This is a genomic window from Streptomyces glaucescens (assembly GCF_000761215.1).
Taxonomy (GTDB): Bacteria; Actinomycetota; Actinomycetes; order Streptomycetales; family Streptomycetaceae; genus Streptomyces; species Streptomyces glaucescens_B.
Genome location: NZ_CP009438.1, coordinates 3,769,750 through 3,784,879, shown reverse-complemented (window position 1 = coordinate 3,784,879; position 15,130 = coordinate 3,769,750). Strand labels below are relative to the sequence as shown.

Sequence of the window (15,130 nt, the reverse complement as noted above, 5' to 3'; positions counted from 1 at the left end):
CTCTCCATGCTCTCTGCGTTCTCCACGCTCCCCCTCCGCAAGAAGACGCTCGCGGCGGCCGCGCTGCTCGCCGCCGCGTCCCTGACCCTCTCGGCCTGCGGCGGCACGGACGACGCCGGCTCGCCGGTCGCCGTGGTCTCCGAGGAGCCCGGCTCCGACAAGGCCGCCACCGTGCTCGACCGTCCGTTCGAGAAGCCGGACCTGGTGCTCACGGACACCCGCGGCAAGACGTACGACCTCCGCAAGGAGACCGCGGGCAAGCCCACGCTGATCTACTTCGGCTACACCAACTGCCCCGACGTGTGCCCGTCGACGATGAGCAACATCGCCGTCGCCAAGAAGCAGCTCCCCGAGGCGCAGCAGGACGAGCTGCGCATCGTGTTCGTCACCACCGATCCCGAGCGGGACACCCCGCAGGCGCTCGGCTCCTGGCTCAAGGGCATCGACCCGCAGGCCGTCGGCCTCACCGGCGACTTCGCCACCATCCAGGCGGGCGCCCGCACCCTCGGCATCTCCATCGAGCCGCCGAAGAAGGAGAAGGGCAAGGTCGTCTCGATGCACGGCACCCAGGTCGTCGCCTTCTCGCCGAAGACCGACGCCGGGTACGTCCTCTACGGCGAGGACGCCACCGTCGACGACTACACCCGGGACCTGCCCAAGCTGGTCGAGGGGCAGAAGCCGTGAGGCGGCCCGCGGGCCGCGCGCGGCGGTCGGCACCGGCCGCCGCCTGGCTGACGGCGGCGGCGCTCGCCCTCGCGGCCTGCTCCGGCCCGGACTCCGGGGACACCGCCCCGGACCTGTCCGTCAGCGGCGCCTACATGCCGCAGCCCGTCTCCGCGTCCATGGCGGCCGGGTTCCTGACCATCACCAACGACGGCGGTACGGCGGCCGAGCTGACCTCGGTCACCAGTGACCTCGGCGAGGTCACCCTGCACGAGACCGTCGACTCGGCGATGCGCGAGATGACGGACGCCGAGGTACCCGCGCACGGCACACTCGTGTTCGAGAGCGGGGCGAACCACCTGATGTTCGAGAAGCTGACCCGCAAGCCGAAGCAGGGTGAGACGGTCGAGGTCGAACTGCACTTCGCCGGGACCGGCCCGGTCACGGTCGAGATGCCGGTGAAGGCGGCGACGTACCGCCCGGCGACCGGTCACTCAGGACACTGAGGGAGGGGAACACCGTGACGCAGACCATCGCCCCGCGCGTCCGGAGCCTGGTGCTGCTGCTCCTGGCCGTCGCCGCCGCGCTCCTCGCCGGTGCGGCGCCGGCCTCCGCGCACGCCGCGCTCACCAGCAGCGACCCCCGGCAGGGGGCGGTGGTCGACCAGGCGCCCGAGCAGGTCTCGCTCACCTTCTCCGAGACGGTCGCGCTCTCCGACGACGCGCTGCGGGTGCTCGACCCCAAGGGCGGGCGGGCGGACACGGGGGAGGCCCGCGGCACGGGCGCCACGTACACCGTGAAGCTGCGGCCGGGGCTTCCCGACGGCACCTACACGGTGTCCTACCAGGTGGTCTCGGCGGACAGCCACCCCGTCGTCGGCGCGTTCACCTTCTCCATCGGCGCGCCCTCCGCGACCACCGTCACGGTGCCGGAGGCGACGGCGGGCGGCGGAGCCGTCGGGTTCCTCTACGGCGTCGGCCGCTACGCGTCGTACGCCGGCTTCATCGTGCTCGTCGGCGGCGCCGCGTTCCTGCTGGCGTGCTGGCCGCGCGGTACGGGCGTACGGGCCGTGCAGCGCCTGGTCGTCTCCGGCTGGGTCACGCTCACCGCGGCCACCCTCGCGCTGCTGCTCCTGCGCGGTTCCTACACCACCTCCGGGAAGGCCGGGGACGTTCTCGACCTGGAGCTGCTGGGGCAGGTGCTGCAGACCAAGACGGGTGCCGCCCTGGTGTCCCGGCTGCTGCTGCTCGCCGCGGCGGCACTGTTCGTCGCGGTGCTGTTCGGGGCGTACGCCAAGCGGACCGAGGGCGAGGACGGCGAGCCGGGCGAGGGCGGCGCTGCCGGCGAGGACGGCGGCGAGGCCGGGAAGGAGGCCCGCGACCTGGCGTTCGGGCTGTCCGTCGGCGGGGCCGTCGTGGCCGCCGGGCTCGCCGCGAGCTGGGCCATGGCCGAGCACGCCTCCACCGGCATCCAGCCGGGGATCGCCATGCCCGTGGACGTCCTGCACCTGCTGGCGGTCGCGGCCTGGCTCGGCGGGCTGGCCGCGCTGCTGGTGGCGCTCCACCGGGCGCCCGCCACCGCCCCGCTGGGCACGACGGCCGTACGGCGGTTCTCGCAGCTCGCCTTCGGCAGTGTGCTGGTCCTGGTCGTGACCGGGCTCTACCAGTCCTGGCGGCAGGTCGGCTCCTGGTCGGCGCTCACCGGCACCCGGTACGGCCAGCTGCTGTGCCTGAAGGCCGGGCTCGTGGTCCTGCTCGTCGGCATCGCCTGGTTCTCCCGGCGGTGGACCGGCCGGCTGACGGACACGGCGACGGCCGGGTCCGAGCGGGAGCCGGAGCGCGTCGCGGCCGCCCCCGGGGCCACGGCGGACGCCGACGGCGCTGGGGCGGTCACCGGGGCAGACGACGCCGGCGGCGGCACGGCGGTCACGGGGCGAGGGGACGGCGTCGCCCCCGAGCGGGCCGCGCAGCTCGCCCGGCAGCGGGCCGCCGTCGACGCCGCGCGGCGCAAGCGGCTGCGGGACGCCGACCCGGCCCGGACCGGCCTGCGCCGCTCGGTGCTCGCCGAGGCGGGGGTCGCGGTCGTGCTGCTGGCCGTCACGACCCTGCTGACCTCGACCGAGCCGGGCCGCACCCAGGAGGAGGCCGAGGCGGCCACGGCGGCCTCGGCGCAGACCTCCCCGGCCGGGACCGTCACCCTGGACATGCCCTTCGACACCGGCGGCCAGGACGGCAAGGGCGTCGTCCGGATCGACCTGGACCCCGCCCGGACCGGCGCCAACGCCCTCCACATCTTCGTGACGCGGCCCAACGGCCGGGCCTTCGACGTCCCCGAGGTGAAGGTGGCCTTCACCCTGGAGTCGCAGGACATCGGGCCGCTGCCCGTCGTCCCCGACCACATCACCACCGGACACTGGTCGGCGAACGGAGTGCAGATCCCCATGGCGGGCGAGTGGAAGATCGCCGTGACCGTGCGGACCTCCGACATCGACCAGGTGACCGTCGACAAGAACACGCAGATCGGCTGACCCGCACATCATGGCTGACCACACGGTTGACCCGTCCGTTCCGCAGACCAGGACGCCCCGCGCGCCCCGCACGGACGCCCTCCCGGGTGCCCGGCCGGGCACCCGGGAGGGCATCTCGCGCCGCCGGCTGCTCGGCACCGCCGGCGCCACCGGGCTGGTGCTCGGTGCGGCGGGCGGTGCCGTGGGCCACGCCGCGGCGCCGTCCGGGGCGACCCCGCTCACCTCGCTCGGCGCCGGGGAGGTGATGTTCCACGGGAGGCATCAGCCCGGCATCACCACCCCCCTGCAGTCCCGGGGCCATCTCGTCGCCTTCGACCTCGTCCCCGGCGCGGGCCGCAAGGAGGCCGCCGCACTGCTGCGCCGCTGGTCGGAGACGGCCCGGCGGCTGATGGCGGGCGAGCCGGCGGGGCAGGACGACACGGGTGTCGCCCGCGACGCCGGCCCGTCGTCCCTCACGCTCACCTTCGGCTTCGGACACAGCTTCTTCGGCCGCACGGGCCTGGAGAAGCAGCGCCCGGCCGCCCTCGACCCGCTGCCCGACTTCTCCTCCGACCAGCTCGACAAGGCGCGCAGCAACGGTGACCTGTGGGTGCAGATCGGCGCCGACGACGCGCTGGTCGCCTTCCACGCGCTGCGGGCGGTCCAGAAGGACGCGGGCGGTGCCGCCCGGGTGCGCTGGCAGATGAACGGCTTCAACCGGTCACCGGGCGCCACCGCGCACCCCATGACGGCCCGCAACCTGATGGGCCAGGTCGACGGCACCCGCAACCCCAAGCCGGACGAGCCCGACTTCGAGGAGCGGGTCTTCGTGCCGGAGGGCGGGGAGCCCGCCTGGATGGCCAACGGCTCCTACGCCGTCGTACGCCGGATCCGGATGCTCCTCGACAGCTGGGAGAGGCTGTCGGTCAGGGCGCAGGAGGAGGTCATCGGACGCCGCAAGTCCGACGGGGCGCCGCTGTCCGGCGGTGACGAGACCACCGAGATGGACCTGGAGAAGACGGACGCCGAGGGCAACCTGGTCGTGCCGGTCGACGCCCACGCCCGGATCACCCGGCCCGACCAGAACGGCGGCGCGGCGATGCTCCGGCGCCCCTTCTCCTTCCACGACGGCATCGACCCGGACGGGGTGCCCGACGCCGGGCTGCTCTTCATCTGCTGGCAGGCGGACCCGTTGCGCGGCTTCGTGCCGGTGCAGCGCAAGCTCGACCGCGGCGACGCGCTGTCGCGGTTCGTCCGGCACGAGGCGAGCGGGCTGTACGCGGTGCCGGGCGGGGCGGCGGAGGGGGAGTACGTGGGGCAGCGGCTGCTGGAGGGCTGAGCCGGGCCGGATCCGGATCACCCGCCGGTGGGGTGTTGGTGAGACGCCCGGGCCGCGGGCCCAGGGGCCCATTAGGGTGAGGACATGCCAGCCAGCTATGCGTATCTCGGCCCTGAAGGCACCTTCACCGAAGTCGCCCTGCGCACCCTTCCCGAGGCGGCGACCCGGGAGCTGATCCCCTACGTGTCCGTGCAGTCCGCGCTGGACGCGGTGCGCAACGGGGAGGCCGAGGCGGCGTTCGTGCCGATCGAGAACTCGGTCGAGGGCGGTATCACCACCACCCTCGACGAGCTGGTGGCGGGCCGGCCGCTGATGATCTACCGCGAGGTGCTGCTGTCGATCACCTTCGCGCTGCTGGTCCGCCCCGGCACCGAGCTGTCCGACATCAAGACGGTCACCGCCCACCCGGCCGCGCAGCCGCAGGTGCGCAACTGGCTCAAGAGGCACCTCCCGGACGCCACCTGGGAGTCGGCCGCCTCCAACGCGGACGGTGCCCGGCTGGTGCAGGAGGGCCGGTACGACGCGGCGTTCGCCGGGGAGTTCGCGGCCGGGCGGTACGGCCTGGAGGCACTGGAGACCGAGATCCACGACGCGGAGAACGCCCAGACCCGCTTCGTGCTGGTGGGCCGCCCCGCCCGGCCCGCCGCGCCGACCGGCGCGGACAAGACCTCGGTGGTGCTGTGGCAGCGCGACGACCACCCGGGTGCGCTGCGCGACCTGCTGGGCGAGTTCGCCTCCCGGGGCATCAACCTGATGCTGCTCCAGTCCCGGCCGACGGGCGCGGGCATCGGCAACTACTGCTTCTGCATCGACGCCGAGGGCCACATCTCGGACCGCAGGGTCGCCGAGGCGCTGATGGGCCTGAAGCGGATCTGCCTCCAGGTGCGCTTCCTCGGGTCGTACCCGCGCGCGGGGGTGGATCCGGCGGACGTGCCGCCGCCGCGGCAGGGCACCTCGGACGAGGCCTTCACGGAGGCGTCGGACTGGGTGGCGCGCTGCCAGGACGGCCGTTTCTAGCCAGTCCCGCCCACCCTGCCTGCCGGCCTTCCTTGTCCACAGAAGTTATCCACAGGTCCGCTTCTCGATCTGGGGACAAGTCGACACGGAAGTGGCTTCCGGTCGACAAATCGCCCCAGGGGTGCCAAGTCCGTGCAGAGGGTGCGGGTCATGCTTCGTCCACTTGTTTCCTTCGATCAATCCTTTGAGGCGACGCATTTCCACTCGAAAGTGGGGTGGGAGGGGGTTCGGATCATGAATTCCTCGCCGCGCCCGCACCATTCGGAATGATCGCTTCCGACATCCACAGATCTTTCGCACAGCCTGTGGATAACTTTGCCGAGTTGTGGATTCGCGTGGGCGCGGGGCAGCCAAGTGCCGCTCTCCACAAGGTAATCCGGTCAACGGCAAGCCCTGTGGCGTGCCCCGTCCCGGGGACGGGGATCCTTTTCGTCGACCCGGAGGAACACAGCGGGCAATTGCCGCGAAACGGATCGTAAGCCGCGCCGCGGAATAGCGAGTCGTGACGCGTGACCCCGCACCGGTAGCCTGGAGCGCGTGATTGACCTTCGCCTGCTCCGTGAGGACCCCGACCGTGTGCGCGCCTCCCAGCGTGCCCGTGGAGAGGACGTCGCGCTCGTCGACGCTCTCCTGTCTGCCGACGAGCGGCGCAGGTCGTCCGGCGTCCGCTTCGACGAGCTGCGGTCCGAGCAGAAGTCGCTCGGCAAGCTCATCCCCAAGGCCTCCGGGGACGAGAAGGCCGAGCTGCTGAAGAAGGCGAGCCAGCTCGCCGCCGACGTCAAGGCCGCCGACGCCGAGCGCGACGCCGCCGACGCCGAGACCCAGGAGCTGCTGCTCAAGCTGGGCAACCTCGTCCACCCCGACGTGCCCGTCGGCGGCGAGGAGGACTTCGTCACGCTGGAGACGCACGGCACGATCCGTGACTTCGGCGCCGAGGGCTTCGAGCCCAGGGACCACCTCGAGCTGGGCCAGCTGCTGGGCGCCATCGACGTCGAGCGCGGCGCGAAGGTCTCCGGCTCCCGCTTCTACTTCCTCACCGGCGTCGGCGCGCTGCTGGAGCTGGCGCTCGTCAACGCCGCGATGGCACAGGCCACGGCGGCCGGCTTCACGCCGATGCTGACGCCCGCGCTGGTCCGCCCCCAGTCGATGGCCGGCACCGGCTTCCTCGGCCAGGCCGCGCAGGACGTGTACCACCTCCCCAACGACGACCTGTACCTGGTCGGCACCTCCGAGGTGGCGCTCGCCGCGTACCACATGGACGAGATCATCGAGGCCGACCGCCTCCCGCTGCGCTACGCGGGCTTCTCGCCCTGCTTCCGCCGTGAGGCCGGTTCGCACGGCAAGGACACCCGCGGCATCTTCCGCGTGCACCAGTTCGACAAGGTCGAGATGTTCTCCTACGTCGCTCCGGAGGACTCCCAGGCCGAGCACCAGCGCCTGCTGGAGTGGGAGAAGCAGTGGCTGACCTCCCTGGAGCTGCCGTTCCGGGTGATCGACGTCGCCTCCGCCGACCTCGGCTCCTCGGCCGCCCGCAAGTTCGACTGTGAGGCGTGGATCCCCACCCAGGGCAAGTACCGCGAGCTGACCTCGACCTCGGACTGCACCGAGTTCCAGTCCCGCCGCCTGTCGATCCGCGTCCGCGAGGGCAAGCAGGTCCGGCCGCTGGCCACGCTCAACGGCACCCTGTGCGCCGTGCCGCGCACCATCGTCGCGATCCTGGAGAACCACCAGCAGGCCGACGGCTCGGTGCGCGTGCCCGAGGTGCTGCGCCCCTACCTGGGCGGCCGTGAGGTCCTGGAGCCGGTCGCCAAGTGAGTACGGCCCCCGCGTTCCCGTACCGGCTGATCGCGACCGATCTCGACGGGACGCTGCTGCGCTCCGACGAGACGGTCTCGCGGCGCACCCGTGACGCGCTCGCCGCGGCCACCGCGGCGGGCGCCGCGCACATCGTCGTCACCGGGCGCGCGGTCCCCTGGACCCGGCACATCTTCGACGACCTGGGCTACGACGGCCTCGCCGTGTGCGGCCAGGGCGCGCAGGTCTACCACGCCGGGGAGCGGCGGCTGCTGACCTCGGTGACGCTGGACCGGCAGCTGGCCGGGCTGGCGCTGGCCAAGATCGAGGCGGAGGTCGGCCCGCTGTACCTGGCGGCGAGCCGGGACGGCCTCGACGGCGACGTGCTGGTGGGGCCGGGGTACGCGGTGCAGGGCACCCTGCCGGCGACCCCCTTCACGGACGCCGCCGACCTGTGGTCCGCCCCGCTGAACAAGCTGTACATCCAGCACCCGACGCTCGGCGACGACGAGCTGGCCGAGATCGCCTCCCGCGCGGCCGGCGGCTTCGTCACCGTCGTGGTGGCGGGCGAGGGCATCGTGGAGCTGCTGCCGCTCGGCCTGTCCAAGGCGACGGGGCTGTCCCTGGCGGCCCGGCGGCTCGGTCTGAAGGCGGCGGACACCCTCGCCTTCGGCGACATGCCGAACGACATCCCGATGTTCGGCTGGGCGGCGCGGGGGGTGGCCATGGCCAACGCCCACCAGGAGCTGAAGGCGATCGCCGACGAGATGACGTCCTCCAACGAGGAGGACGGGATCGCGGTGGTGCTGGAGCGGCTGCTGCCGTAGCCGCGGGAGGGGCGGCCCACGCGAGCGCCCGCGCTCGCGTGCTCGAAGCGGCCGCCCCCGGGCAGCTCCCCGTGTCCGGCGGCTCGAGGAGCGGTGACGGCTGCTCCGCAGCCCGCCGCCGGCTGCCCTGCCGGGAGCCCGGCGCACTGCCGTGCACGGGCTTCGCCGGACTCCTCTCCCGGCTCGCGGTGGACGAGTTCCACTGTGCCGGGGCGGGGGAGTCCGGCGCCACCGAATAAAAGCGGGCGTGTGTTCGATTGTCGGTCGGCCGAGGGCCGCCGGGCCCGGCCGGTGCGGGCTACTCCTCGCCCGCCAGGGTCAGCGAGCGCAGCTTCTGGCCGGCGTACCAGGTGGCCAGCACGGTCACCGTGGCCAGCAGCACCGTCGCCGTGGTCAGGCCCACGTCGGAGGTGATCAGGTCGCCGCCGGAGACCTTCTGGGCCACCGCCAGCGACCACTGCTGGACGCTGAGCGTGCGGGCGCCCGGCACCAGGGAGCCGAACAGCGCCTCCCAGACCAGCGCGTAGACCAGGCCGAGCACCACGGCGTGCCGGGAGACCGTGCCGAGCAGCAGGAAGAGCGCGGCGTAGGCGATCGAGGCGACCAGCGCGGCGACCGTGTAGGCGACGGCGATCTGCTGGCCGTTGCCGTTGAGGACAAGGCCCGCGACGAGGGTGGGGACCGCGGAGAACACCATGGTGACGGCGATGGCCACGATCAGCTTGGTGTAGATGATCGTGGGCCGCTTCAGCGGCTTGGACAGCAGGTACACCACGGAGCCGTCGTCGATCTCCGGGCCGATGGCGCCGGTGCCGGCGATGACACCGATGATCGGCACCATGGTGGCCAGGGCGAAGCCGCCCAGCACGTTCACGGCCGTCTGGTCGTCGGCGCCGGACAGCAGCCGCACCGCGACCGCGATCACGATCAGCAGCAGGGGCAGCGCGCCCAGGATGAGGGCCCGGCGGCGGCCGAGCAGGGCCCGGTAGGTGAGCCGGGCGACAGTGGGGTCGTACATCTTCGGCCTCCTACGCCGCGACCAGATACGAGAACACGGACTCCAGGGACTCGTCCGACGGCGAGACGGTCAGCAGCCGGATGCCGTGGTCCCTGGCCACCCTGGGCAGCAGGGTGGTGAAGCGGCCGAAGTCGACGGCCTGCACCCGCAGGGCGCCCTCGGCGAGGTCGACCTCGATGCCGGAGGTCGAGGGGTCGGCGATGAGCGCGGCGGCCAGGGCACGGTCGTCGCTGGAGCGGACCAGGTAGCGGTGCGGGCGGTCGGTCATCAGGCGCCGGATCTTGCGGAAGTCGCCGCTGGCCGCGTGCCGTCCCGCGACCACCACCTCGATGTGCCAGGCGAGCTGCTCGACCTCTTCGAGGATGTGGGAGGAGAACAGCACCGTGCGGCCCTCGTCGCCCATGCGACGCAGCAGGTCCATCAGCTGCATGCGCTGCCGCGGGTCCATGCCGTTGAACGGCTCGTCGAGCAGCAGCACGGACGGCTCGTGGACGAGGGCGGAGGCCATCTTCACGCGCTGCCGCATGCCCTTGGAGTAGGTGGCGATCCTGCGGTCCTGCGCGTACTCCATCTCGACCGTGGCGAGCGCCTTCCGGGCCTCCGCGGCGCCGAGGCCGTGCAGTTCGGCGTTGGCGAGGACGAACTCCCGGCCGGTGAGGAAGTCGTACATCGCCTCCCGCTCGGGGACGATGCCGATGTGCCGGTAGATCTGCTCGTTGCGCCACACCGGCTGCCCGTCGAGGGTGACGGAGCCGGTGGACGGGGCGAGGAAGCCGCCCATGAGGTTGATGAGGGTGGACTTCCCGGCGCCGTTGGGGCCGAGCAGGCCGGTGACGCCGGGGCCGATCGTCATGGTGATGTCGTTGACGGCGACCACGTTGCCGAACCAGCGGGAGACGTGGTCGATGGAGAGAGTGCTCACGGGCGCGGCCCATTCCTTAGCGGGAGACGGGTGGACGTGGTCACAGGCCCACCTTCCGGTAGCGGCGCACCAGCAGGCCGTAGCAGCCGGCGATCAGACCGAGGGTGACGAGGACGTAGACGGCGCCCTGGCCGCCGGAGGGGTCGATGCCGCCGGGGAAGGTGGAGTCGGCGCCGAGGAAGGCGGACTGCACGCCCTCGATCAGGGTGATCGGGGAGAACAGGCCGATCCAGCCGATGGCGTCGGTGGTGTCCTGCTCGAAGGCGATGGCCTGGAGGGTGGAGACCGCGCCGTAGGTGATGGTCAGCACGGCGATCACGGCGGCGATGCCGAAACCGCGGCGCGGGGTGACGGCGGCGAGGACCAGACCGAGGCCGGCGAAGAGCAGCGAGAGCAGTGCCACGGAGACGAGTCCCTGCGCGAAACCCTTGGTCTGGTCGGCGAAGTCGAGCTTGGCGAGCAGCGCGCCGAGGTACAGCACGAGCAGCGGGGTGGCGGTGAGCAGGAACATCGCCGAGGCCAGCGCCGCGTACTTGGCGCGGACGTAGTCGGCGGTCTCCATGGGCCGCGAGAAGTACAGCGGGACGGTCTTGAAGCGCAGGTCGCGGGAGACCGACTGGGGTGCCTGGGAGGCGACGTACAGGCTGATCACGGCCTGCATCAGGATCGCGTAGCGGGTGTACTCGACGGGGAGGTCGTTCGCCTTGGTGGCGACGGCGACCGCGACCATGATGCCCGCGGGCAGGCACATCACCGCGAAGAGCAGCATCGGCAGCACCTTGGACCTGGCCGAGCGGCCGAGGCCGTAGGCGCCGCGCAGGGACTGCGAGTAGAGGGCGCGGCGGATGGACGCGCGGCCGAGCCGGGGACCGTCGTAGCCCCGGTAGCCGATGTCGTGGATGCGGGTCTGGTCGCCCACGGCGACGGGGTGGTCAGCTGTCATGGCCCACGGCCTCCTTCCGCTGGTCGCCGGTCTCCTGGAAGACCTCCGAGATGTGGTGGCGGCGCTGCTCCATGCGGACCAGGCCGAGACCGAGGTCGGTGACGACGTCGCGGACCACGTCGTAGGTCTCCTCGCCGCGGGCGGTGAGCAGCAGGACGTGGCCCGCGCCGGGCAGGCCGCCGCCGTGCTCGACGGCGATGCCGCGCGCGGTGAGCGCCTCGCGCACGGCGCGGGTGCCGTCGGGGTGCTCGTCGCTGTCGGTGACCTCGACCGCCAGGGTGGTCGTGATCTGGGTGAAGTCGGTGGTGGAGCTGGAGCGCAGCAGCTTGCCGCCGTCGATGACGACCACGTGGTCGCAGGTGCGTTCCAGCTCGCCCAGCAGGTGGGACGTGACCAGCACCGAGATGCCGAAGTCGGTGTGGATGCGGCGGATCAGGGCGAGCATGTCGTCCCGGCCGACCGGGTCCAGGCCGTTGGTCGGCTCGTCCAGGAAGACCAGCTGGGGGTCGTGGACGAGGGCCTGGGCGAGTTTGACGCGCTGCTTCATGCCCGTGGAGTAGCCGCCGATGGGGCGGTAGCGCTCCTCGTAGAGCCCGACGTGGCGCAGGGTGTCCGCGGTGCGTTCGCGGGCGGCGGCCGGCGGGAGGCCGGACATGCGGGCCATGTGGACGACGAACTCCGTGGCGGACACGTCGGGCGGCAGGCAGTCGTGTTCGGGCATGTAGCCGACGCGCTCACGGATGGCGGCGCCCTCGGTGGCGACGTCGAGTCCGAGCACGCGGGCTTGGCCCTCGGTGGCCGGGGACAGACCCAGCAGGATCTTGATCAGTGTCGACTTGCCGGCGCCGTTGGCTCCGACGAGTCCGGTGACACCGGGCCCGACGTCCACGGAGAGCCGGTCAAGCGCGGTCACCCTGGGGAACCGCTTGCTCAGGCTTTCGGTCGCGATCACAGTCACGGTCACGAAGGTAGTGACCCGGGCCACGCCGGTCGTCAGACCGCAGAGCTGTCCTCGGGTCAGACTCCAGTCGTACGGGCCCGTAGGGGACGCCCTGCCTGAGAGCTACCGATCACGCCTATTGACGCGGACTCTAACAAGCTGGGAGATTCACCCTGTCACGTCACGGGTGCGCAGCGCAGTCGAAGGGGACCGCATGAGGACGGCGGTGACGGGCGAGATCTCCGGGGAGAGCGCCTCGCGGCCGGACGACGACCTGCCGCACGTGCGGCGCGGGACGGAGGAGAAGTGACGGTGCTCGAAGGGGCGCGCGAGCGCTGGGTGCGGACCGGGGGCGTCGAGCTGTGCGTGGCCGAACTGGGCGACCCGCGCCGGCCGACGGTGGTGCTGGTGCACGGCTACCCGGACACCAAGGAGGTCTGGTCGGAGGTCGCCACGCGGCTCGCCGGCCGCTTCCACGTGGTGCTCTACGACGTACGCGGCCACGGCCGCTCCACCGCGCCGCAGCCGCTGCGGGGCGGTTTCACCCTGGAGAAGCTGACCGACGACTTCCTCGCCGTCGCGGACGCGGTCAGTCCCGGCCGGCCCGTGCACCTGGTCGGGCACGACTGGGGCTCGGTGCAGTGCTGGGAGTTCGTCACCGTGCGGCGCACCGAGGGGCGGATCGCCTCGTTCACCTCGATGTCCGGGCCCTCCCTCGATCACTTCGGCCACTGGATCGGCAGGCGTCTGAGGCGGCCCACCCCGCGCCGCGTCGCGCAGGTCCTCGGGCAGGGCGCCAGGTCCTGGTACGTCTACCTGCTGCACACCCCCGCCCTCCCCGAGCTGGCCTGGCGCGGCCCGCTCGGCAAGGCATGGCCCCGGCTCCTCGCGCGGGCCGAGAAGCTGCCGCGCGGTGACTACCCGACCTCCTCGCTGCCCACCGACGCCGCCCACGGCGCCTGGCTGTACCGCGACAACGTCCGGGCCCGGACCCGCCGCCCGCGCGACGACGCGTACGCGCACGCGCCCGTGCAGCTCGTCACGCCCCTCGGGGACGTGTTCCTCTCCGAGCGGCTGTACGACGACCTGGAGCAGTGGGTGCCCCGGCTGACCCGGCGCACCCTGCCCGCCAGGCACTGGGTGCCGCGCACCCGGCCCGACCGGCTCGCCGCGTGGATCGAGGAGTTCGTGACCGGCGTCGAGGACGGGCGCACCGTTCCGGTCGCCGGCAGCGGCCCGCACGCCGGCCGGTTCGGCGGCCGGCTCGTGCTGGTCACCGGCGCGGGCAGCGGCATCGGCCGGGCCACCGCGTGCGCGTTCGCCGAGGCGGGCGCGCGGGTGGTCGCCGTCGACCGGGACGGGCGGGCCGCGGCCCGCACCGCGGAGCTGGCACTGCTGGGCGGGGCGCCCGCGGCCTGGGCGGAGACCGCCGACGTCTCCGACGAGCAGGGCATGGAGAAGCTCGCCGAGAAGGTCGCCGCCGAGTACGGCGTCGTCGACGTCCTGGTCAACAACGCCGGCATCGGACTGGCCGGGTCCTTCTTCGACACCACGCCCGAGGACTGGAGGAAGGTCCTCGACGTCAACCTGTGGGGCGTCATCCACGGATGCCGGCTGTTCGGCCGGCAGATGGCCGCGCGGGGAGAGGGCGGGCACATCGTGAACGTGGCCTCCGCGGCGGCGTACCAGCCGTCCAGGGCACTTCCCGCCTACGGCGCCTCCAAGGCCGCCGTGCTCATGCTGAGCCAGTGCCTGCGCGCCGAACTGGCCGGGCAGGGCATCGGGGTCAGCGCGATCTGCCCCGGCTTCGTCGACACCGGCATCACCGCCACGGCGCGGTTCGCGGGCACCGGCGCGGAGGAGGAACGGCGGCGGCGGAAGCGGACCGCGAAGCTGTACGGGATGCGCAACTACCCGCCGCAGAAGGTCGCCGACGCGGTGCTGCGGGCCGTCGCGCGGGACGCGGCCGTGGTGCCGGTGACGCCCGAGGCCCGGGGTGCGTACCTGCTGGCGCGGTTCGCTCCGCGGGTGGTGCGGGCGTTGGCGCGGGTGCGGCCGCCGGTCTGACGTTCCGCTCCCGCCGGGTGTGCCGTCCCCCGCTCCTGTGCGCGCCGGTTCGGGCCGGAGCCCGGTGGCCGGGGGCCCGGGCCGCGTTGTCAGTGGCTCGTCCTAGGCTCACCGGTGATGGCACGGACGTGGAAGTGCGGTGGGCTGCGGTGGGTGGACGGCCGGCCCGTGCTGCGCTGGGACGGGGGGCGGAGCAGCGCGCTGACCTGGGGGCAGCGGGTGGCGTTCCGGGTGGCCGAGGACGGTGTGCGCGGCTGTGCCGGGGCGCGGGGACACCCCTGCCCGGCGCGGGCCGTGGTGGCGGGGCGCGGCATCGGCGCGCGGTGCGAGGAGTGCGCGCGGCTGGACCGGGCGCACTCCGTGGCCGCCGACAGCCTCGCGGACGACCCGCGGCCGTACCACGTCTACCTCGCCTGGTTCGGGCCCGGACTGACCAAGGTGGGGATCACCGCCGTCGAGCGGGGATCCGCACGGCTGCTGGAGCAGGGCGCGGTGTGTTTCGGCTGGCTCGGTGCCGGGCCGCTGATGGCCGCGCGGCGCACGGAGGAGCTGCTGCGGGCTGCGCTGGGCGTCCCGGACCGCATCCCGTACGCCGTGAAGCGCGCCGTACGGGCCCGGCTCCCGCCGACGGCCGCCGAACGCGCGGCGGAGCCGGCCGGGCTGCACGCCCGCGCGACCGGTCTGGACGGCTGGCCGGAGTCGCTGGCCCGGTGCCCCTTCCGGCCGGTGGACCACATGGCGGCCTTCCGCTTCGCCGCGGCGCCGCCCGCCGTCGCGGAGGTCACCGAGCTGGTGCCCGGTGGCGCGGTGGGCGGCGAGCTGGTCGCCGCCGCCGGGCCGGACCTGCACGTGGCCACGGCCGGTGGCCGGGTGGTCGTCCTCGACACCCGGTTGATGACCGGGTGGGAGCTGGTGGCCGCCGGGGACGACGAGCTGTCGGTACCGGTGCGCGACCTGCGCGGCACGGCGCCCGCACCCCATGAGCAGGACGGGCTGTTCTGAGCACCGCGGACCGAGCACCGGACGGCGCGGGCGGGCCCGCCGGCGGTGCGGGCCGAGGCCGGCCGCCCGCCGCGCCGGGTGTTTCTCAGGCA

Annotated in this window: 13 protein-coding genes; 9 read left to right on the top strand and 4 right to left on the bottom strand. The window is 73.2% G+C overall.

What is annotated here, in order from left to right; translation table 11 throughout:
- The first annotated feature begins 6 nt into the window (after window positions 1-6).
- From SGLAU_RS16405 to SGLAU_RS16375, 7 genes are all read left to right on the top strand, one after another.
- Entirely contained in the window at window positions 7-684 is a 678-nt protein-coding gene (locus SGLAU_RS16405) for an SCO family protein (protein WP_043502259.1), read from the top strand.
- On the top strand, window positions 681-1,169 hold the full coding sequence (locus tag SGLAU_RS16400) for a copper chaperone PCu(A)C (RefSeq protein ID WP_043502258.1): 489 nt from the start codon (window positions 681-683) through the stop codon (window positions 1,167-1,169). The genes SGLAU_RS16405 and SGLAU_RS16400 overlap by 4 nt, the downstream gene beginning before the upstream one ends.
- 14 nt (window positions 1,170-1,183) lie before the next feature.
- Window positions 1,184-3,190, top strand: a complete 2,007-nt coding sequence (locus SGLAU_RS16395) for a copper resistance CopC/CopD family protein (protein WP_043502256.1) — start codon at window positions 1,184-1,186, stop codon at window positions 3,188-3,190.
- 10 nt (window positions 3,191-3,200) lie between these two features.
- Window positions 3,201-4,508, top strand: a complete 1,308-nt coding sequence (gene efeB / locus SGLAU_RS16390) for an iron uptake transporter deferrochelatase/peroxidase subunit (RefSeq protein WP_043502254.1) — start codon at window positions 3,201-3,203, stop codon at window positions 4,506-4,508.
- Between the two features lie 84 nt (window positions 4,509-4,592).
- Window positions 4,593-5,525, top strand: a complete 933-nt coding sequence (gene pheA / locus SGLAU_RS16385) for a prephenate dehydratase (protein WP_043502253.1) — start codon at window positions 4,593-4,595, stop codon at window positions 5,523-5,525.
- A gap of 537 nt (window positions 5,526-6,062) precedes the next feature.
- A complete protein-coding gene (gene serS, locus SGLAU_RS16380; RefSeq protein WP_043502251.1) occupies window positions 6,063-7,340 on the top strand; it encodes a serine--tRNA ligase in 1,278 nt (425 codons plus the stop codon).
- Window positions 7,337-8,146 carry an HAD family hydrolase gene (locus SGLAU_RS16375; RefSeq protein WP_043502249.1) on the top strand — a complete coding sequence of 270 codons (810 nt, stop codon included), beginning with the start codon at window positions 7,337-7,339 and terminating at the stop codon, window positions 8,144-8,146. The genes serS and SGLAU_RS16375 overlap by 4 nt, the downstream gene beginning before the upstream one ends.
- A gap of 298 nt (window positions 8,147-8,444) precedes the next feature.
- On the opposite strand, the gene SGLAU_RS16365 is transcribed toward SGLAU_RS16375, so the two are convergent.
- Genes SGLAU_RS16365 through SGLAU_RS16350 form a run of 4 tightly spaced genes read right to left on the bottom strand, consistent with a single transcriptional unit; the run spans window position 8,445 to window position 11,981 of the window.
- Complete coding sequence (locus SGLAU_RS16365; RefSeq protein ID WP_043502246.1) at window positions 8,445-9,164, bottom strand: ABC transporter permease subunit; 720 nt, start codon at window positions 9,162-9,164, stop codon at window positions 8,445-8,447.
- A gap of 10 nt (window positions 9,165-9,174) precedes the next feature.
- Window positions 9,175-10,086: an ABC transporter ATP-binding protein gene (locus tag SGLAU_RS16360; RefSeq protein WP_043502244.1), complete on the bottom strand. Its 912-nt coding sequence runs from the start codon at window positions 10,084-10,086 to the stop codon at window positions 9,175-9,177.
- A 40-nt stretch (window positions 10,087-10,126) separates the two neighbouring features.
- Window positions 10,127-11,029: a membrane protein gene (locus SGLAU_RS16355; RefSeq protein ID WP_043502242.1), complete on the bottom strand. Its 903-nt coding sequence runs from the start codon at window positions 11,027-11,029 to the stop codon at window positions 10,127-10,129.
- Window positions 11,019-11,981, bottom strand: a complete 963-nt coding sequence (locus SGLAU_RS16350; protein WP_043506672.1) for an ABC transporter ATP-binding protein — start codon at window positions 11,979-11,981, stop codon at window positions 11,019-11,021. Before SGLAU_RS16350 ends, SGLAU_RS16355 begins: the two co-directional genes overlap by 11 nt.
- 294 nt (window positions 11,982-12,275) lie before the next feature.
- Here SGLAU_RS16350 and SGLAU_RS16345 point away from each other — a divergent pair, with 294 nt between their 5' ends.
- Window positions 12,276-14,036 carry an SDR family oxidoreductase gene (locus SGLAU_RS16345; RefSeq protein WP_043502241.1) on the top strand — a complete coding sequence of 587 codons (1,761 nt, stop codon included), beginning with the start codon at window positions 12,276-12,278 and terminating at the stop codon, window positions 14,034-14,036.
- 117 nt (window positions 14,037-14,153) lie between these two features.
- Window positions 14,154-15,038 (top strand): DUF2797 domain-containing protein, encoded by an 885-nt coding sequence (locus tag SGLAU_RS16340; protein WP_043502240.1) that lies wholly within the window; start codon window positions 14,154-14,156, stop codon window positions 15,036-15,038.
- The last annotated feature ends 92 nt before the right edge of the window (window positions 15,039-15,130 follow it).

What these genes read in the sequence shown, in the direction of transcription:
- SGLAU_RS16405 (WP_043502259.1), top strand. Translation starts at nt 7, where the DNA reads ATGCTCTCTGCGTTCTCCACGCTCCCCCTCCGCAAGAAGACGCTCGCG.
- efeB (WP_043502254.1), top strand. Translation starts at nt 3,201, where the DNA reads ATGGCTGACCACACGGTTGACCCGTCCGTTCCGCAGACCAGGACGCCC.
- pheA (WP_043502253.1), top strand. Translation starts at nt 4,593, where the DNA reads ATGCCAGCCAGCTATGCGTATCTCGGCCCTGAAGGCACCTTCACCGAA.
- SGLAU_RS16365 (WP_043502246.1), bottom strand. Translation starts at nt 9,164, where the DNA reads ATGTACGACCCCACTGTCGCCCGGCTCACCTACCGGGCCCTGCTCGGC.
- SGLAU_RS16355 (WP_043502242.1), bottom strand. Translation starts at nt 11,029, where the DNA reads ATGACAGCTGACCACCCCGTCGCCGTGGGCGACCAGACCCGCATCCAC.
- SGLAU_RS16340 (WP_043502240.1), top strand. Translation starts at nt 14,154, where the DNA reads ATGGCACGGACGTGGAAGTGCGGTGGGCTGCGGTGGGTGGACGGCCGG.